The organism is Shewanella salipaludis (assembly GCF_012911865.1).
Lineage (GTDB): Bacteria > Pseudomonadota > Gammaproteobacteria > Enterobacterales > Shewanellaceae > Shewanella > Shewanella salipaludis.
The window spans coordinates 17,859-33,941 of record NZ_JAAXYH010000023.1; the positions used below are offsets into that span (position 1 = coordinate 17,859).

16 protein-coding genes and 1 tRNA gene are annotated in these 16,083 nt (G+C 55.5%); 14 read left to right on the forward strand and 3 right to left on the reverse strand.

Going from position 1 to position 16,083, the window contains the following annotated elements; translation table 11 throughout:
• The first annotated feature begins 63 nt into the window (after positions 1 to 63).
• The 14 genes from leuS (at position 64) to lipA (ending at position 14,079) form a co-directional block, all read left to right on the forward strand.
• A complete protein-coding gene (gene leuS, locus HC757_RS18515) occupies positions 64 to 2,643 on the forward strand; it encodes a leucine--tRNA ligase (RefSeq protein WP_169565917.1) in 2,580 nt (859 codons plus the stop codon).
• Between the two features lie 57 nt (positions 2,644 to 2,700).
• On the forward strand, positions 2,701 to 3,195 hold the full coding sequence (locus HC757_RS18520) for an LPS-assembly lipoprotein LptE (RefSeq protein WP_169565918.1): 495 nt from the start codon (positions 2,701 to 2,703) through the stop codon (positions 3,193 to 3,195).
• Positions 3,195 to 4,226, forward strand: coding sequence for a DNA polymerase III subunit delta (gene holA, locus HC757_RS18525; protein WP_169565919.1), 1,032 nt, complete (start codon positions 3,195 to 3,197; stop codon positions 4,224 to 4,226). The genes HC757_RS18520 and holA overlap by 1 nt, the downstream gene beginning before the upstream one ends.
• 74 nt (positions 4,227 to 4,300) lie before the next feature.
• A complete protein-coding gene (gene nadD, locus HC757_RS18530) occupies positions 4,301 to 4,930 on the forward strand; it encodes a nicotinate-nucleotide adenylyltransferase (protein ID WP_169565920.1) in 630 nt (209 codons plus the stop codon).
• Positions 4,931 to 5,088: 158 nt separating this feature from the next.
• The gene (gene rsfS, locus HC757_RS18535; protein ID WP_169565921.1) at positions 5,089 to 5,418 is read left to right on the forward strand and encodes a ribosome silencing factor; all 330 of its coding nucleotides are present in this window, start codon (positions 5,089 to 5,091) and stop codon (positions 5,416 to 5,418) included.
• Positions 5,418 to 5,888 carry a 23S rRNA (pseudouridine(1915)-N(3))-methyltransferase RlmH gene (gene rlmH, locus HC757_RS18540; protein ID WP_169565922.1) on the forward strand — a complete coding sequence of 157 codons (471 nt, stop codon included), beginning with the start codon at positions 5,418 to 5,420 and terminating at the stop codon, positions 5,886 to 5,888. The genes rsfS and rlmH overlap by 1 nt, the downstream gene beginning before the upstream one ends.
• Before the next feature lie 69 nt (positions 5,889 to 5,957).
• Complete coding sequence (mrdA, locus tag HC757_RS18545; protein WP_169565923.1) at positions 5,958 to 7,808, forward strand: penicillin-binding protein 2; 1,851 nt, start codon at positions 5,958 to 5,960, stop codon at positions 7,806 to 7,808.
• Positions 7,805 to 8,911: a rod shape-determining protein RodA gene (rodA, locus tag HC757_RS18550; RefSeq protein ID WP_169565924.1), complete on the forward strand. Its 1,107-nt coding sequence runs from the start codon at positions 7,805 to 7,807 to the stop codon at positions 8,909 to 8,911. Before mrdA ends, rodA begins: the two co-directional genes overlap by 4 nt.
• A gap of 11 nt (positions 8,912 to 8,922) precedes the next feature.
• Positions 8,923 to 9,918, forward strand: coding sequence for a lytic murein transglycosylase B (gene mltB / locus HC757_RS18555; RefSeq protein ID WP_169565925.1), 996 nt, complete (start codon positions 8,923 to 8,925; stop codon positions 9,916 to 9,918).
• A complete protein-coding gene (locus HC757_RS18560; protein ID WP_169565926.1) occupies positions 9,902 to 10,693 on the forward strand; it encodes a septal ring lytic transglycosylase RlpA family protein in 792 nt (263 codons plus the stop codon). The genes mltB and HC757_RS18560 overlap by 17 nt, the downstream gene beginning before the upstream one ends.
• Before the next feature lie 116 nt (positions 10,694 to 10,809).
• Positions 10,810 to 11,982 carry a serine hydrolase gene (locus HC757_RS18565; RefSeq protein ID WP_169565927.1) on the forward strand — a complete coding sequence of 391 codons (1,173 nt, stop codon included), beginning with the start codon at positions 10,810 to 10,812 and terminating at the stop codon, positions 11,980 to 11,982.
• Between the two features lie 120 nt (positions 11,983 to 12,102).
• Positions 12,103 to 12,369, forward strand: coding sequence for a DUF493 family protein YbeD (gene ybeD, locus HC757_RS18570; protein WP_169565928.1), 267 nt, complete (start codon positions 12,103 to 12,105; stop codon positions 12,367 to 12,369).
• A gap of 92 nt (positions 12,370 to 12,461) precedes the next feature.
• On the forward strand, positions 12,462 to 13,121 hold the full coding sequence (lipB, locus tag HC757_RS18575; RefSeq protein WP_169565929.1) for a lipoyl(octanoyl) transferase LipB: 660 nt from the start codon (positions 12,462 to 12,464) through the stop codon (positions 13,119 to 13,121).
• Complete coding sequence (lipA, locus tag HC757_RS18580; protein ID WP_169565930.1) at positions 13,114 to 14,079, forward strand: lipoyl synthase; 966 nt, start codon at positions 13,114 to 13,116, stop codon at positions 14,077 to 14,079. Before lipB ends, lipA begins: the two co-directional genes overlap by 8 nt.
• Before the next feature lie 70 nt (positions 14,080 to 14,149).
• Here the strand turns inward: lipA and rimI are convergent, their stop codons facing one another.
• The 3 genes from rimI to HC757_RS18595 all read right to left on the reverse strand — a co-directional run bounded on the left by rimI (position 14,150) and on the right by HC757_RS18595 (position 15,189).
• Positions 14,150 to 14,602, reverse strand: a complete 453-nt coding sequence (gene rimI / locus HC757_RS18585; protein WP_169565931.1) for a ribosomal protein S18-alanine N-acetyltransferase — start codon at positions 14,600 to 14,602, stop codon at positions 14,150 to 14,152.
• Positions 14,599 to 14,955, reverse strand: coding sequence for a hypothetical protein (locus HC757_RS18590; protein WP_169565932.1), 357 nt, complete (start codon positions 14,953 to 14,955; stop codon positions 14,599 to 14,601). The genes rimI and HC757_RS18590 overlap by 4 nt, the downstream gene beginning before the upstream one ends.
• A gap of 157 nt (positions 14,956 to 15,112) precedes the next feature.
• A tRNA-Trp gene (locus tag HC757_RS18595) sits at positions 15,113 to 15,189 on the reverse strand.
• Between the last annotated feature and the right edge of the window lie 894 nt (positions 15,190 to 16,083).

Consider the following 16,083-nt stretch of genomic DNA (forward strand, 5'->3'; position numbering starts at 1 on the left):
AGATCTCACTCGCGCTTTATAGCGCCAGATCAAATAATAGGCGGCATTGCCGGAAACAGATTGATGCAAGAGCAATATAATCCCTCAGAGATCGAAGCCTTAGTGCAACAGCACTGGCATGACAACAAAACCTTCCAGGTCACAGAAGACCCGAACAAGGAAAAGTTTTATTGCCTTTCCATGTTCCCTTATCCTTCTGGCCGCCTGCATATGGGGCACGTGCGTAACTACACCATAGGAGACGTGGTGGCCCGTTACCAGCGCCTCCAGGGTAAGAATGTGCTGCAACCCATAGGTTGGGATTCATTCGGTTTGCCCGCAGAAAATGCCGCCATCAAGAACAGCACGGCGCCCGCGCCCTGGACCTATGAAAACATAGACTATATGAAGAACCAGCTGAAAATGCTGGGCTTCGGCTATGACTGGAGCCGGGAAATCGCCACTTGTACCCCTGAGTATTATCGCTGGGAACAATGGTTTTTCACCAAGTTGTTCGACAAGGGCCTGGTCTATAAGAAGACGGCTTCGGTCAACTGGTGCCCGAACGATGAGACTGTCCTGGCGAACGAGCAAGTACAGGACGGTTGCTGCTGGCGCTGCGATACTCCTGTGGAGCAGAAAGAAATTCCTCAGTGGTTCATCAAGATCACCGCCTATGCCGAAGAATTGCTCAACGATATAGACACCCTCGATGGCTGGCCAGAACAGGTCAAGACCATGCAGCGCAACTGGATTGGCCGCAGCGAAGGCATAGAAATGACCTTCGGCGTCGCCGACAGCGATACCAGCTTCGACATCTACACCACCCGCCCCGACACCCTGATGGGCGTGACCTATGTGGCGATCGCCGCCGGTCACCCACTGGCGGAACAAGCGGCGCAGCACAATCCTGAGCTGGCGGCCTTCATCGACGAGTGCAAGAACAGCACGACCTCGGAAGCCGAACTGGCGACCATGGAGAAGCGCGGCGTAGCCACAGGCCTGTATGCCATTCATCCCATCAGCGGCAAGCGGGTGCCTATCTGGGCCGCCAACTTCGTGTTGATGAACTATGGCACGGGCGCTGTGATGTCGGTTCCCGGCCACGATCAACGTGACTATGAGTTTGCCACCAAGTACGGCCTGGCGATCGAGGCGGTGATCAAGCCTGTCGACGGCGATGTGGATATCTCAGCTGCCGCCTACACAGAGAAAGGCGTGTTATTCAACTCGGGTGAATTCGACGGCCTGGACTTCCAGGGGGCCTTCGATGCCATCGCCGACAAGTTGGCGGCCGAAGGCAAGGGCAAGCGCCAAGTCAATTACCGTCTGCGCGACTGGGGCGTGTCCCGGCAGCGTTACTGGGGTGCTCCCATCCCCATGGTGACCCTGGCCGATGGCACTGTGATGCCAACCCCGGAAGAACAGCTGCCCGTGCTGCTGCCCGAAGATGTGGTGATGGATGGCATCCAGAGCCCGATCAAGGCAGACAAGGAATGGGCCAAGACCCAAGTCAATGGTCAGGATGCGCTGCGTGAAACAGATACCTTCGATACCTTCATGGAATCTTCATGGTATTACGCCCGCTATTGCAGCCCGCACGCCGACCAGATGCTGGATCCGGCCAAGGCCAACTACTGGTTGCCGGTGGATCAATACATAGGCGGCATAGAACACGCCTGTATGCATTTGCTGTATTTCCGCTTCTTCCATAAGCTGTTGCGTGATGCCGGCCTGGTCAACTCGAACGAGCCCGCCAAGCAACTGCTGACCCAGGGTATGGTGCTGGCCGATGCCTTCTACTACACCAATGAGAAAGGCGCCCGGGTATGGGTATCGCCGCTGGATGTGACAGTGGTCGACAAAGACGACAAGGGCCGTATTCTCAAGGCCGTCGATGCCGAAGGCCATGAGCTGGTGTATACCGGCATGAGCAAGATGTCCAAGTCGAAGAATAACGGCATAGATCCTCAGGTGATGGTGGAGAAATACGGCGCGGATACAGTGCGCCTGTTCATGATGTTCGCCTCACCGCCGGAGCTGACCCTGGAATGGCAGGAGTCTGGGGTCGAAGGTGCCCATAGATTCATCAAGCGGCTGTGGAAATTGGCCAGCGAGCATCTGGCCCATAACAGCCGGGAGACCCTGGATATCAGCCGGCTGAGTGCGGATCAGAAGGCACTGCGCCGTGAAGTGCATAAGACGATCGCCAAGGTCAGCGATGACATAGGCCGTCGCCAGATGTTCAACACCGCCATCGCCGCCGTGATGGAGCTGATGAACCACCTGCAGAAGGCGCCGCAAACCAGTGCCCAAGACAATGCCCTGATAGGTGAAGCCCTGTCGGCCATAGTGCGCCTGCTCTACCCCATCATTCCTCACGTCAGCTTCAAGCTGTGGAATGAACTGGGTAATAGCGGCAGCATAGAAGACAGCCACTGGCCACAGGTCGATGAGTCTGCCTTGGTGGAAGACAGCAAGCTCATAGTAGTGCAGGTCAACGGCAAGGTGCGGGCGAAGATCACAGTCGCCGCCGATGCCAGCAAGGAATCGGTCGAAGCCCTGGGTATGAGTGACGAGCATGTCATCAAGTACACGGATGGCCTGACGGTCCGCAAGATCATTTATGTCCCGGGTAAGTTACTGAGCATAGTGGCAAACTAAGACCTATGGCCTAAGTTAACCCTTAGGCCAACTTTACAAGGAACTGGCGAAAACCTTATGCCGATAAAACGCATATGCTTCGCAATGATGGCACTGCTCATGCTGAGCAGTGCCGGTTGCGGTTTTACACTTCAACGCAGTTATTCTATTCCGACGGCGCTCGGACACCTGAGCCTGAGCAGCTCGGATCAATACAGTGAACTCACCCGCTTGGTACGGGAACGCCTGAGACTGAACAGCATAGTCGTAATAGAGGCCGCCGACGATGTACCGGCACTGAGACTGCTGCATGACTCGCTCGAGCGCTCGACCCTGTCGCTCTATCCCACAGGCAATGTGGCCGAATACGAACTCATCTATCTGGTCGAGTTTGCCGTGGCCCTCCCGGGGAAAGAGGCGCAAGCCTTCAAGGTCGATATCCGCCGCGATTACCTGGACGATCCGCGCACCGCGCTGGCCAAGAGCCGTGAAATGGAGCTGCTGACCAAGGAGATGCGTATCCAGGCCGCCGACAAGATACTCCAGACCCTGGCCGCTACCGAGGTAGATTGATGCGGGTCTATCCTGAGCAACTCGCCCGCCAGCTCAATCCCCTGACGCCCTGCTATCTGATCTTCGGCGACGATCCCTGGCTGGTCGAGACCAGCAAGGCCCAGATCTGTGCCGCCGCCAAGCAGCAAGGCTTCGAAGAAAAGGTGCAACTGACCCAGGAAACGGGTTTCAACTGGCACGAGCTGCAGCAGGAATGGCAGGCGATGAGCCTGTTTGCCAGCCGCCGTATCATAGAGCTGACCCTGCCCCAGGCCAAACCCGGCACCGAAGGCTCACAGACACTGCAATCCCTGCTGCAACAGCCCAACCCGGATATGTTGCTCATCATTCAGGGTCCCAAGCTTGCCAGTGAACAGACCAACAGCAAGTGGTTCAAGAGCCTGGACAGCCAGGGCGTCTATGTTCCCTGCATCACGCCGGAAGGGCCGCAGTTTCAACGCTGGCTCGATGCCCGTATCAAGCACTTCGGCCTCAGATTGCAGGCCGATGCCAGGGCCATGTTGTTTGCCTTGTATGAGGGTAACCTGCTGGCGGCGGATCAGGCGATGCAACTCCTGCAGCTCCTCAGTCCAGAGCAGCCCATAGGTGCCGACGAGCTTGGCCACTATTTCGAGGACCAGTCCCGCTTCAGCGTCTTCCAGCTGACGGATGCGCTCCTGGGCAATAAACAGGATAAGGCGCAGCACATGTTGGCCCAACTGCATGGCGAAGGCACGGCCATGCCCATCTTGCTCTGGAGCCTGTTCAAGGAACTGACCCTGCTGTTGCAGCTCAAGAGCGCCCAGGCCCAGGGCACTGGGCTCAACAGTCTCTGGAGCAAGCATCGCATCTGGGATAAGCGCAAGCCCCTGTATCAGGCGGCGCTGGAGCGACTGACTCTGCCCCAGATAGAACACATGTTGGCCACAGCCTCCAAACTGGAGCTGATGCTCAAGCAGCAAGGGGTGGAAGACTGGACGGCGCTGAGCCACCTATGCCTGCTGTTCGATCCCAAGGCCCACAAGCATCTGGCCCACATAGAGCTCTATTGATATGCCTTTCCTTAGCCCCCGTCTCTCCCTTAGCCCTCATCCGGGCCAGGATGCCAATGGAGTGTTAATCTAAGATGCGTATCGGTATTCTCGGCGGCACCTTCGATCCCATACATTACGGTCACATACGACCGGCGCAGGAAGTGAAACAACAACTTGGGCTGGACGAGATCTGGCTGATGCCCAATCATGTCCCGCCCCATAAACAGGCGCCGAACGTCACCGCCGCCCAGCGCCTGGCCATGGTCGCCGCCGTCTGTGCCGAACTCGATGGCTTCGAGCCCTGTGACATAGAAATCAACAGAAACAGCCCTTCTTATACAGTCACCACCCTGGAGCAACTCAAACGCCGCTACCCGCAGCACGAGTTTCTCTTCCTGCTGGGGATGGACTCCTTCATCGGCCTGCCCAGCTGGCATGAATGGCGGCGCCTGTTCGAGCTGACCAACCTGGTCTTATGCCGGCGTCCCGGCTGGCAGCTGGCCAGCAGCGACCCCATGTTTGCCGAACTCGAAAACCGCCGCGCCACGGTTGCGGCACTGGGCAGCCGCCCAAACGGGCTCATCTTCCCGGTAGACATCCCCCCCCAGCCCTTCTCTTCGACCGAGATCCGCCGTCAGCTCGCCCTTGGGCGGCTGCCCGGCGATGCGCTGGCCCCCAGCACCCAGGCCTACATCCGCGCCCATGGGCTCTATCGCCGCTGAGACGCCAACCCAAAAACAACGACGGCCAACGGGCCTCGAATCATGCCGTTAGCCGCAGCCAATAGCGGGACGCCAACTATATCGCCCCGCGCCAATGTATTCCCGCGAACAAGACTGGTATACTGTTGCGCTATTTTAAATTAACGAGGTACGCCAGCGTGCAAAGCGCGGAATTAAAGCAATTTGTTGTCGATAAGGTCGACGACTTGAAAGCCAGAGACATAGTGGTTTTAGATGTGAGCAATCAATCCAATATCACTGATTATATGGTCATTTGTTCTGGTACATCCAAGACTCATGTCAGAGCCATAGCCGAGAATGTGATTGTTGAAGCCAAGAAAGCCAACATTCCCCCCCTGGGTGTCGAAGGCCGTGACAGCAGTGAATGGGTATTGGTCGATTTAGGCGATGTCATTCTGCATGTGATGCAGGATCAGACCCGTGATTTCTACCAGCTCGAGAAGCTCTGGTCAGAAAAGCAAGACTGATGAAGTTACAACTTGTCGCAGTAGGGACACGGATGCCCGATTGGATCACCCGTGGATTCGAAGAGTACCAGCGCCGCTTTCCCCGGGATATGGCGCTGGAACTGGTGGAGATCCCTGCCGGTAAGCGCGGCAAGAATGCCGATATCGCCCGCATCCTGCAGAAGGAAGGCGAGTCTATGCTGGCAGCCATTCCCAAGGGCAACCACATAGTCAGCCTGGACTTACCTGGCAAGAATTGGACCACCCCGGAGTTGGCCACTCAGCTGAGCAAGTGGCAACACGATGGCCGCGATGTCAGCCTGTTGATAGGCGGCCCCGAAGGCCTGGCTCCCGCCTGCAAGCAAGCCGCCGGCCAGAGCTGGTGCTTGTCGGCATTGACCATGCCACACCCCTTGGTCAGAGTCGTGGTCGCCGAAAGCCTGTATCGCGCCTGGAGCATCAATAACAACCACCCCTACCACAGGGAATAAGCTCACTCTGGGTCAAAACGAGTGCTACAGATGCGCAACAGCCATAACATTGAGTCGGAGATAGCATAAGTGTCGCGAAGAAAGCGGATAACCATGCATGATCACGCCGCAGAGGCGTCGCTGTTCAAACGTCGGGCGCTGTTTACCTTTTTCTGTGTTGTTGCCCTCCTGAGTGTATTGCTCGCCAATCTGTACCAATTGCAGGTCCTGTCCTACAAGGACTATGAAACCCGCTCCAACGACAACAGGATCCGTGTCGTCCCCGTGGCCCCCAGCCGTGGCCTGGTCTATGACAGGCATGGCAAGTTATTGGCCGAGAATCAGCCCTTCTACTCGCTCGAGCTGATCCCCGAGAAAGTCAAAGACATGAGCGCCACCCTGGATGCCTTGGATGCCTATGTCCATATTTCCGCCGATGAGAGGGAGAGCTTTCTCGAGGCGCTCAAACACCACAGACGTTTCAAGCCCCTGACCCTGAAGAGCCGCCTCACGGAGCAGGAGGTGGCGATATTCAGCGTCAACCAATATCAATTCCCGGGTATTTCGGTCGAGGCCGGTCTCAGACGCCATTATCCCTATGACAGTGTGCTGACCCATGTGCTGGGATATGTCGGCAAGATCAACACCCGTGACAGAACCGCCCTAGAGCGCACGGACCAATGGAAAAACTACCCGGCCACCAAGGACATAGGCAAACAGGGGATAGAGAAATTCTATGAGCCCCAGCTCCATGGGCTGCCGGGTCACCTGGAAGAGGAAGTCAATAACCGCGGCCGTATCATACGCACGCTCAAGGTGGTACCGCCCGAGCCGGGACAAGACATCTATCTCACCCTGGATCTCAAGCTGCAACAGAAGGCGGTGGCGCTGTTAGCCGGACGCCGTGGCTCGATAGTGGCCATAGATCCCAGGGACGGCGGCATACTGGCCATGGTGTCCAGCCCGAGCTACGACCCCAACCACTTCGTGCATGGGATCAGCAGTAAAGACTACAGTGCCCTGCTCAACGATAAATCCAGACCCTTGATCAACCGTGCCACCCAGGGCCAATATGCGCCGGCGTCGACGGTCAAACCCTTGATCGCCTTGCTGGGACTGGAGGAAAAGGCCATCACAGAGAAGACCCGCATCTGGGATCCCGGCTTCTGGCAGATCCCCGGGGTCGAACGTAAGTACCGTGACTGGCGGCGCTGGGGCCATGGCTGGGTCAATGTCTACAGCGCGATAACCGAATCCTGCGACATCTTCTTCTATGATCTGGCCTACAAGATAGGGGTAGATAACATGTCCCGTTTCATGGAGCCTTTCGGATTCGGCCAGGTATCCGGGGTCGATATTGCCGAGGAGTCCGCCGGCAACATGCCTTCCAAGGACTGGAAACGCCTCAAGTACAACCAGCCATGGTACATAGGAGATACCATTTCCGTGGGCATAGGCCAAGGTTACTGGACCACCACGCCATTGCAGTTAGCCAATGCCACCGCCATCCTGGCCAACAGGGGCAGACGCTTCACCCCGCACCTGCTCAAGGCTATGCAGACACAGGATGCCGATGTTGCCTTGGATGAACGTCCGCCGATAGTGCTGGATAATCCCCACAACTGGGAGGTGATCAACGAGGCCATGCGTATGACAGCCAACAAGTCGCGCTTTACCGATGCCAGGTATACAGCCGCGATGAAGACGGGCACGGCGCAGGTCTTCAGTGTCGCCGAAGATGCCAGATATGATGCGAAAACCATAGATGAGCGCCTGCGGGATAATGCCCTGATCGTGGCCTACGCTCCCTTCGAGCAGCCCAGGATAGTCATCGCCATGGTGCTGGAAAATGCCGGCTGGGGCGGCGCCAATGCCGGCCCCATCGCCAGGGAATTGCTGGATGAATATATGCTCAGAGACACAGAGGAGCCTGCACTATGAATTCACATCAAGGGCGCAAGAACATCTGGCTGCGATTGCATATCGACCTGCCGTTGTTGATCGGTATCCTGGCCCTGATGAGCTTCGGCCTGTTCGTCATCTATTCCGCCAGCGGTGAAGATCTCGCCATGATGGACAGGCAGCTGCTGCGCATGGGTCTGTCCCTGATGATCATGTTCATAGTGGCCCAGATCAATCCCGAGGTGCTCAAGCGCTGGGCGCTGCCCATCTATATCGCCGGCGTGATACTCTTGCTCGGGGTGCATTTTTTCGGGGAAACCAACAAGGGCGCCCAGCGCTGGCTCAACCTGGGCTTCATGGAATTTCAACCTTCGGAGCTGATCAAACTCGCCTTCCCCATCACCATGGCCTGGTACATAAGCAAGTTTCCGCTGCCGCCGAAGAAACGTTATCTCACCGGCGCCGGGATCATACTGCTGATCCCCACCCTGCTCATCGCCAAGCAGCCGGATCTCGGCACCTCCATCCTGGTGGCGGCATCCGGCATCTTCGTATTATTTCTCTCCGGCATGAGCTGGGCGATCGTCGGCACCATAGCCGCGGCCGTGCTGGCACTCTTGCCGATATTGTGGTTCTTCCTGATGCATGACTATCAGCGCACCCGGGTATTGACCCTGCTCAATCCCGAGCAAGATCCCCTGGGCGCGGGTTATCACATAATACAGTCGAAAATTGCCATTGGCTCAGGCGGTCTCTGGGGCAAGGGTTGGCTCGATGGTACTCAATCGCAACTTGAATTTATTCCCGAGCGTCACACAGACTTCATCTTCGCCGTGATCGGGGAAGAATTCGGCCTGATAGGCAGCATGCTGCTGCTCATCCTGTACCTGTACGTGATTGGCCGTGGCCTGGTCATCGCCTCCCGGGCACAGACCAGCTTCGCCCGCCTGCTGGCGGGCAGTATCATACTGACCTTCTTCGTGTATATTTTCGTCAACATAGGCATGGTCTCGGGGATCTTGCCCGTGGTCGGTGTCCCCCTGCCATTAATCAGCTATGGCGGCACTTCCATGCTGACTTTGATGACGGGATTTGGCATCCTAATGAGCATTAACACCCACAGACGCTTCGTCGACAGATAGGGATACTTTTTATGGGGAAGCTGCAAAGCTGGCTGCTGCCGGCAATTCTGTCACTCGCCGGCTGCAACAACCTGGTCACGGCCGATGAGCCCGAGGACCTGCGCGCCGAGTTTATTCAAACCCAGATAGAGAATGGCTTCAGTCGAGCCGAGATAGAGAGCTTCCTCGGCAAGGCAAGGCGCAATCAGGCCGTACTCGATGCCATATCCAGGCCCTGGGAAGCCAAACCCTGGTTTCAGTATGCGCCGATCTTCTTGACCGAAAAACGCTTGCAGGCCGGGCTGGACTTCTGGCGCCTTCACCAGAAAGCCATCACCAGGGCCGCCAACGAATTTCAAGTCGACCCGCAGATTATCGTCGCCATCATAGGCATAGAGACCTTCTATGGTCAGTACATGGGGACCTACCCTGTGATAGATGCCCTCTACACCCTGGGGTTTTATTACCCTCCCAGAGCGACCTTCTTTCGCAGCGAATTGGCTCAGCTGATGTTGCTGGCCAGAGAGGAACAGCTGGAATTAGCCGAGCTGAAGGGATCTTACGCCGGCGCCATGGGCTATGGTCAGTTCATCCCCTCCAGCTATCGGCATTATGCCGTCGACTTCGATGCCAACGGCAAACGTGAGCTGATGAACAGCCCGGTAGATGCCATAGGCAGTGTCGCCAGCTATTTTCACCGCCACGGCTGGCAACGCGGTGCCGCCGTCGCCCTCCCCCTGGCCAACGCCGGCACTCACGCCCCCAAGACCAAAGCCTGGGCCGGCGAGAAACCCGGGCTCAAGGTCGCCGATATTCTCAGCCCTGAGTTGTCGCTGACAAGCAGCCAGGATCTGGATGTGTCACAATCGGCGCTGCTGATCGCCCTGGAGCAAGAGGAGCATGTCGATTACTGGCTGGGGCTCAACAACTTCTATGTGATCACCCGCTATAACCGCAGCCCTCTGTATGCCATGGCCGTTTATCAATTCAGTCAACAACTCAAAGAGCGTCATGCGAATCCATACTAAGCAGCTATTACTCATCCTGGCCACCGCCACCCTGCTCACAGCCTGCGCCGGTAGCGGCGGGCGTTATAGCCTGAAAAATGATGCGGCGCCGAGCAACGCGCCCGATGTCAGCAAGGTAGAAGATGCCCACGCCAAATATGAAGCCTACAGCCGCCAAGGCAACAAGCCCTACACTGTCCTGGGCAAGTCCTATCAGGTGCTGGCCACAGGCAAAGACTTCAGCCAAACGGGTTATGCCTCCTGGTATGGCAACAAGTTTCATGGCCACCTCACCTCCAACGGGGAAACCTACGACATGTACTCCATGTCCGGTGCCCATAAGACCTTGCCCTTACCCAGCTATGTCAGGGTGACCAATCTGGAAAATGACAGGCAAGTCATAGTCAGGGTCAACGACAGGGGGCCATTCCACGAAGGCAGGATCATAGATCTGTCTTACTCGGCGGCCTATAAACTGGATATGCTGCGCACCGGGACCGCCAAGGTCAAGATAGAGACCTTGTACATGGAAGATCCCCAGTCCAGCAGCCTGGCGGCCCTGCAGGATACAGGCATGAACTATATCCAGCTCACCGCCTCCAAAGATAAGCTGAAACTGCAGGCCCTGGCCAATCAACTCGAAACCAAGTATCAGGTCAAATCACGGCTGCAGCCGGTAACACCCGAGATGTATCGTCTGCAGCTGGGTCCCGTCGGCCAGGCCGAGTTAGCCAACAAGCTGCTCGACACCATAAAGCAGGACGGATACCCCCAGAGCTATATCATTCACGAGTAGTCCAGGGGTAAAAATTGCAGATGAAGGAACCTTCACTGAAATTCGGGGTCGACTAATGTTATACTCGTGACGATTTCAGTCCTTTTCATTTCCCAACTAAAAGACGTGCCTAGTTAATGATGAATTTTGCAAAGAGTCCCATTAGAACCCTGCTGCTTCTCACCTGTGTATCGACTTCTTCCCAGGCAGCTCCCATGGTCATACCCGACGCGCCGAGCGTCGCCGCCAAGGCCTATGTGTTGATGGATTACAACTCCGGCCGCATCATAGCCGAGAGCAATGCTTACGAGAGCCTGAATCCGGCCAGCCTGACCAAGATGATGACAAGTTATGTGATTGGCCGGGAGATCAAGGCGGGGAATATCTCTCCCGAAGATGAAGTCACCATCTCCCAGAATGCCTGGTCGAAAAACTTCCCCGACTCCTCGAAGATGTTTATCGAGGTGGGAAAGACGGTTAAGGTTGAAGATCTTAACCGCGGCATCATAATCCAATCGGGCAACGATGCCTGTGTCGCCATGGCCGAGCATATCGCCGGCACCGAAGGCGCCTTCGTCGATCTGATGAACTCCTGGGCCAAACAGCTGAGCATGAGCGACAGCTATTTCGAGAATGCCCACGGTCTGGATTCCGCAAACCATAAGTCGACGGCCTATGATATGGCGCTGCTGGGTGCGGCACTGATCCGTGACGTACCGCAGGAATATCGCGTCTACAGCGAAAAATCTTATACTTACAACGGCATCAAGCAATATAACCGCAATGGACTCCTGTGGGATAACAGCATGAATGTCGACGGCATCAAGACGGGCCATACTTCGGGTGCCGGTTATAACCTGGTGGCCTCGGCGACCAAGGATGGCATGCGCTTGATCTCGGTGGTGATGGGCACCAAGAGTGAATCTGCCCGTAAGGCCGAGAGCAAGAAGCTGCTCAACTATGGTTTCCGTTTCTTCGAAACCATCACCCCCTACAAGGCGGGCGACAGTTTCGTCACCCAAAAGATCTGGTACGGCGATAAAGAATCTGTCGACTTGGGTGTGATCACAGATACACCAATCACAATCAATCGCGGTAAGGCCAAGAATTTGCAGGCCAATTTCGAACTGACCAAAGCACTGACCGCTCCACTGGCGAAAGGCGAAACCGTTGGCCGCATCTACTTCCAACTCGATGGCAAAGATGTCGCTCAATTCCCGCTGGTGACATTGCAGGAAGTCAATGAAGGCAGCTGGTTCAGCAAGTTAATGGATTACTTTAAGCAGATGTTTGCCGGCTGGCTCGGCTAATCACCGCCTCAGCAAACAAAGCCACCTCAGGGTGGCTTTGTTGTTTGTATGCCCTGCGAGCTTGAATCGGTTATAATCGCCACTATAGAGATCCAACTCCCATCAGCAAGAGCGTAAAATATGTTAGACACTAAATTCGATGAACTAATGGAATTTCCCTGCGCCTTCCCCTTCAAGGTGGTCGGTGATGCCCATGAAGAATTGGCCGACAGGGTCGTCGCCGTGGTGCAGAAACATGCCCCGGGCGATTATTCCCCCACCACCAGAGCCTCGAGCAAAGGCACCTACTATTCGATCACCATACGCGTGACAGTGCTCAGCAAAGACCATGTGGAGACCTTGTACACAGAACTTGCCGCGGTGGAAGGTGTGAGACGCGTGCTATAAGCACCACTCATCAGTCCTGCACGCTACTGTCTTACATTTGGCGGCCAGAGGCGTATAATACCGCCACTTATATTTGAGGGGAGAGGTTGCCCTTGCAAGAAAGCACTTTGCATATCCGGCATCTTGGTCAGCAGGATTACGAGTCTGTATGGCATGCGATGCAGCAGTATACGGACACCCGCAACGGCGACAGCCCGGATCAACTCTGGATAGTAGAGCACCCGAGCGTGTTCACCCAGGGCCAGGCTGGCAAGAGTGAACACATACTCAATGCCGGCGATATCCCGGTCATTCAGGTCGACAGAGGTGGGCAAGTCACCTATCACGGTCCGGGACAGCTCGTAGCCTACCCCCTTATCGACATCAAGAGAGCCAAACTTGGCGTTCGCCAGCTGGTCAATCATATAGAGCAGAGCATAGTCGATATGTTGCAGCCCTATCGGATAACAGCCTATGCCAAGGCCGATGCGCCTGGCGTATATGTCAATGAGCGTAAGATTGCCTCATTGGGACTTAGGATCCGCAAGGGGTGCTCGTTTCACGGCTTGGCACTCAATGTGAACATGGATCTGTCACCCTTTCGTCGCATCAATCCCTGCGGTTATGCCGGCCTCGAAATGGTGCAATGTAAGGAACTTGGCGGTCCACAGTCCGTCGAAGAAGCCGGCAAGCAACTCATTCAAACTTTTAGCCAATTACTCGGCTATCAGCAACTAGTTCATCATCAAGGATTAGCAGAGTCATATGAATAGGCCCGAAAGATTACAACCAGGCGTCAAGCTGCGCGACGCGGATAAAGTATCACGCATACCAGTGAAGATTGTGCCCTCAGAGCGCGAAACCATGCTGCGTAAACCCGACTGGTTGCGAGTGAAATTGCCGGCATCCAATCAAAGGATACTCGAGATCAAGCAGGCCCTGCGCAAGAATGAACTGCATTCTGTGTGCGAGGAAGCTTCATGCCCTAACCTGGCCGAATGCTTCAATCATGGTACTGCGACCTTCATGATCCTCGGGGCAATTTGTACCCGTCGCTGCCCATTCTGTGACGTGGCCCATGGCCGTCCCCTCAAGCCAGATGACAACGAGCCGGTCAAATTGGCCCAGACCATACGTGACATGAAACTCAAGTATGTGGTCATCACCTCGGTGGACAGGGACGATCTGCGTGACGGCGGTGCCCAGCACTTTGCTGACTGCATACGCGAGATCCGCAAACTGAACCCTGAGATAAAGATAGAAATCCTGGTACCGGATTTTCGTGGCCGTATCGATGCCGCCCTGGATATTCTCGCCACCGAGCCACCGGATGTATTCAACCACAACCTGGAAACGGCGCCAATGCATTATCGTAAAGCGCGTCCAGGTGCCAATTACCAATGGTCATTGGATCTGTTGAAACGTTTCAAGGAACGTCATCCAAATGTGCCGACCAAGTCGGGGTTGATGATGGGACTGGGGGAAACCAACGAAGAGATAGCCCAAGTACTGCGTGATCTGCGTGACCATAACGTAGAAATGCTCACCCTGGGACAATATCTGCAGCCATCCAAGTTCCACCTGCCGGTAGAGCGCTATGTGCCACCGGCCGAGTTCGATGAGCTCAAGGCTCTGGCAGATGAGTTAGGCTTCACTCATGCCGCCTGTGGCCCACTGGTACGCTCCAGCTACCATGCGGATCTGCAAGCTCAGGGCAAAGAAGTCAAATAGTCCCGGCACTCAGTTCGCCCAATAAAAAACAGCGCCTCGGCGCTGTTTTTTATTGGGTGCTGTGCAGTGCTCAGCATTGCTCCAAACGCAAGTCCATCAGAATGGCATCTTCGTGACCTGTATCGCTCTGATAATACCCCTTACGCCGCCCCGACTCGACAAAGCCGCTGCTCAGGTAGAGCCGCTGCGCGGCCACATTTGAGGCACGCACTTCGAGTAATATCACCACAGCCTGGCTCTGTATTGCCTGTTCAATCACAGCCTTTAACAACAGGCGTCCCAGACCCTTGCCTTGCTGCTCCGGCGCTATACAGATGTCCAACAAGCTCAACTCATCGACTATCTGCTGCACTATGGCAAACCCTACCAGAGACTCGTCGTGAAACGCCCCCAATACCCGGTACAAGCTGCCGAAGCAAGTCGCCAAGTTAGCCTCAGACCAGGGATGACTATGGGCTTGCGCCTCAATCTGCGCCATCTTATCGACATCGGCAGGCGTCAGGGGAACCAGTATCAGGCTCATATCTTGCTTCCTGTCTGCTTCGAGTCCAACCGGGCCGCAATCTGTTGCCATAGCGCCCGTTTGGCGTTGGCACTGGAGAGCAGGACTTCCAAGGGTTCAGACACCAACCAGGCTTTACGCGGTAACACTGCGGGTCGACGCAGATCCCACACCAGAATCGCATCTCCCGGGACCCGTTCATCGAAGTGGCAATCGTCACTCTCAATCCCCAGCAGGCTGAGCACACTCTTGACCAAGGGGTGATCGGCCAGTTCTATATCCTGATTATGCGCCACGGCAAAAGGCTTGCGCCGAACCGCAGGCTGTTGCCAGCGACTGATGCCCATGGCATCCAAATAAGCAGATTTCTTCACCGACTCTCATTTCTCGACAGGCCAATCCAGGCTGTTAGCATACCAGCTCTAGCTAAACTTTGTTATTCGACACAGGCAAGTATCCGGGCACTGGCCCAACTCAGTTGACAAACTGCAGACATGAAAAAGCCGAGCATAGCTCGGCTTTTTCAGAATTTGGCAGGGGTGGGGAGACTCGAACTCACAACATGCGGTTTTGGAGACCGCCGCTCTACCAATTGGAGCTACACCCCTGTTGACGAGACGCATTATGCTAAAAGCACTCTCAAAGGTAAAGGACTTTTTATGGCAAAAAACATTAACTGCAGGTTTTTCAAACAAGTTCCAAAAATGTAACACCCAAGCCGGCTCCTGAAGAGGATAAACATAGGTCGAGATAAATGCTCATCCGGGAGATGGCAGTCCTACCCAGGCATCCAGGGTCAAAATCATCACAGAAGCGCTGTCGCAGTCTTATCGCTCGCATGCTTGAGGCTACATGACACTGCAGCAGCGAGCCAGGCTGACTATGGCGTCTAAGACCAATACAGGCAGTGCGCCGCGCGGTATTCACACTAACCCCCTATGTTCGGGGACCATCCTGAAAACGGCGCAAAGCCATGCTTCGCCAACATAGCCCATTGCACCCCAGGTGCCCACAAGGATGTGGGATGTGGGAAGTGCCTTAATGTGGGAAGTGCCTTAGATTGTCGGGAGCAATTTTGACTTCACATGGGGGTGAAGATGCTGCGCTTAAGACTCGAAGTAGATTGTTAACTCGTAGCGCGCAGACGCTTGCCTTCGAAGCTGGGGAATCCGCTCAGCGGCGGGAGTCCAAACGCAAAAAAGCCACCTTGTTAGGTGGCTTCTTCACGCTCTTACGAGCAATTAGGCGCCTGTCATGGCCAGCTTCGAGCCAAGCTCTCTGCGTTCAGTGCCGGCATCAAGCTGCGCTTGATAAGCGCAGGCACCTCACTGCGTTCGGGCTTGTTGTCTTCCCCATGAGAGAGGATATTTCAAAAGCTGTTAAACGAAAAAATCCCCAACACAGTGTGCTGAGGATTTATCGCTTCTCTTTCGAGAAAATTAGGCGCCTGGAAATGACCTACTCTCACATGGGGAGACCCCACACTACCATCGGCGCGATTG

Bases quoted from the DNA above. Each gene is read 5' to 3' on its own strand.
- leuS (WP_169565917.1), top strand. From the start codon at position 64: ATGCAAGAGCAATATAATCCCTCAGAGATCGAAGCCTTAGTGCAACAG.
- HC757_RS18520 (WP_169565918.1), top strand. From the start codon at position 2,701: ATGCCGATAAAACGCATATGCTTCGCAATGATGGCACTGCTCATGCTG.
- holA (WP_169565919.1), top strand. From the start codon at position 3,195: ATGCGGGTCTATCCTGAGCAACTCGCCCGCCAGCTCAATCCCCTGACG.
- nadD (WP_169565920.1), top strand. From the start codon at position 4,301: ATGCGTATCGGTATTCTCGGCGGCACCTTCGATCCCATACATTACGGT.
- rlmH (WP_169565922.1), top strand. From the start codon at position 5,418: ATGAAGTTACAACTTGTCGCAGTAGGGACACGGATGCCCGATTGGATC.
- rodA (WP_169565924.1), top strand. From the start codon at position 7,805: ATGAATTCACATCAAGGGCGCAAGAACATCTGGCTGCGATTGCATATC.
- mltB (WP_169565925.1), top strand. From the start codon at position 8,923: ATGGGGAAGCTGCAAAGCTGGCTGCTGCCGGCAATTCTGTCACTCGCC.
- HC757_RS18560 (WP_169565926.1), top strand. From the start codon at position 9,902: ATGCGAATCCATACTAAGCAGCTATTACTCATCCTGGCCACCGCCACC.
- HC757_RS18565 (WP_169565927.1), top strand. From the start codon at position 10,810: ATGATGAATTTTGCAAAGAGTCCCATTAGAACCCTGCTGCTTCTCACC.
- ybeD (WP_169565928.1), top strand. From the start codon at position 12,103: ATGTTAGACACTAAATTCGATGAACTAATGGAATTTCCCTGCGCCTTC.
- lipA (WP_169565930.1), top strand. From the start codon at position 13,114: ATGAATAGGCCCGAAAGATTACAACCAGGCGTCAAGCTGCGCGACGCG.
- rimI (WP_169565931.1), bottom strand. From the start codon at position 14,602: ATGAGCCTGATACTGGTTCCCCTGACGCCTGCCGATGTCGATAAGATG.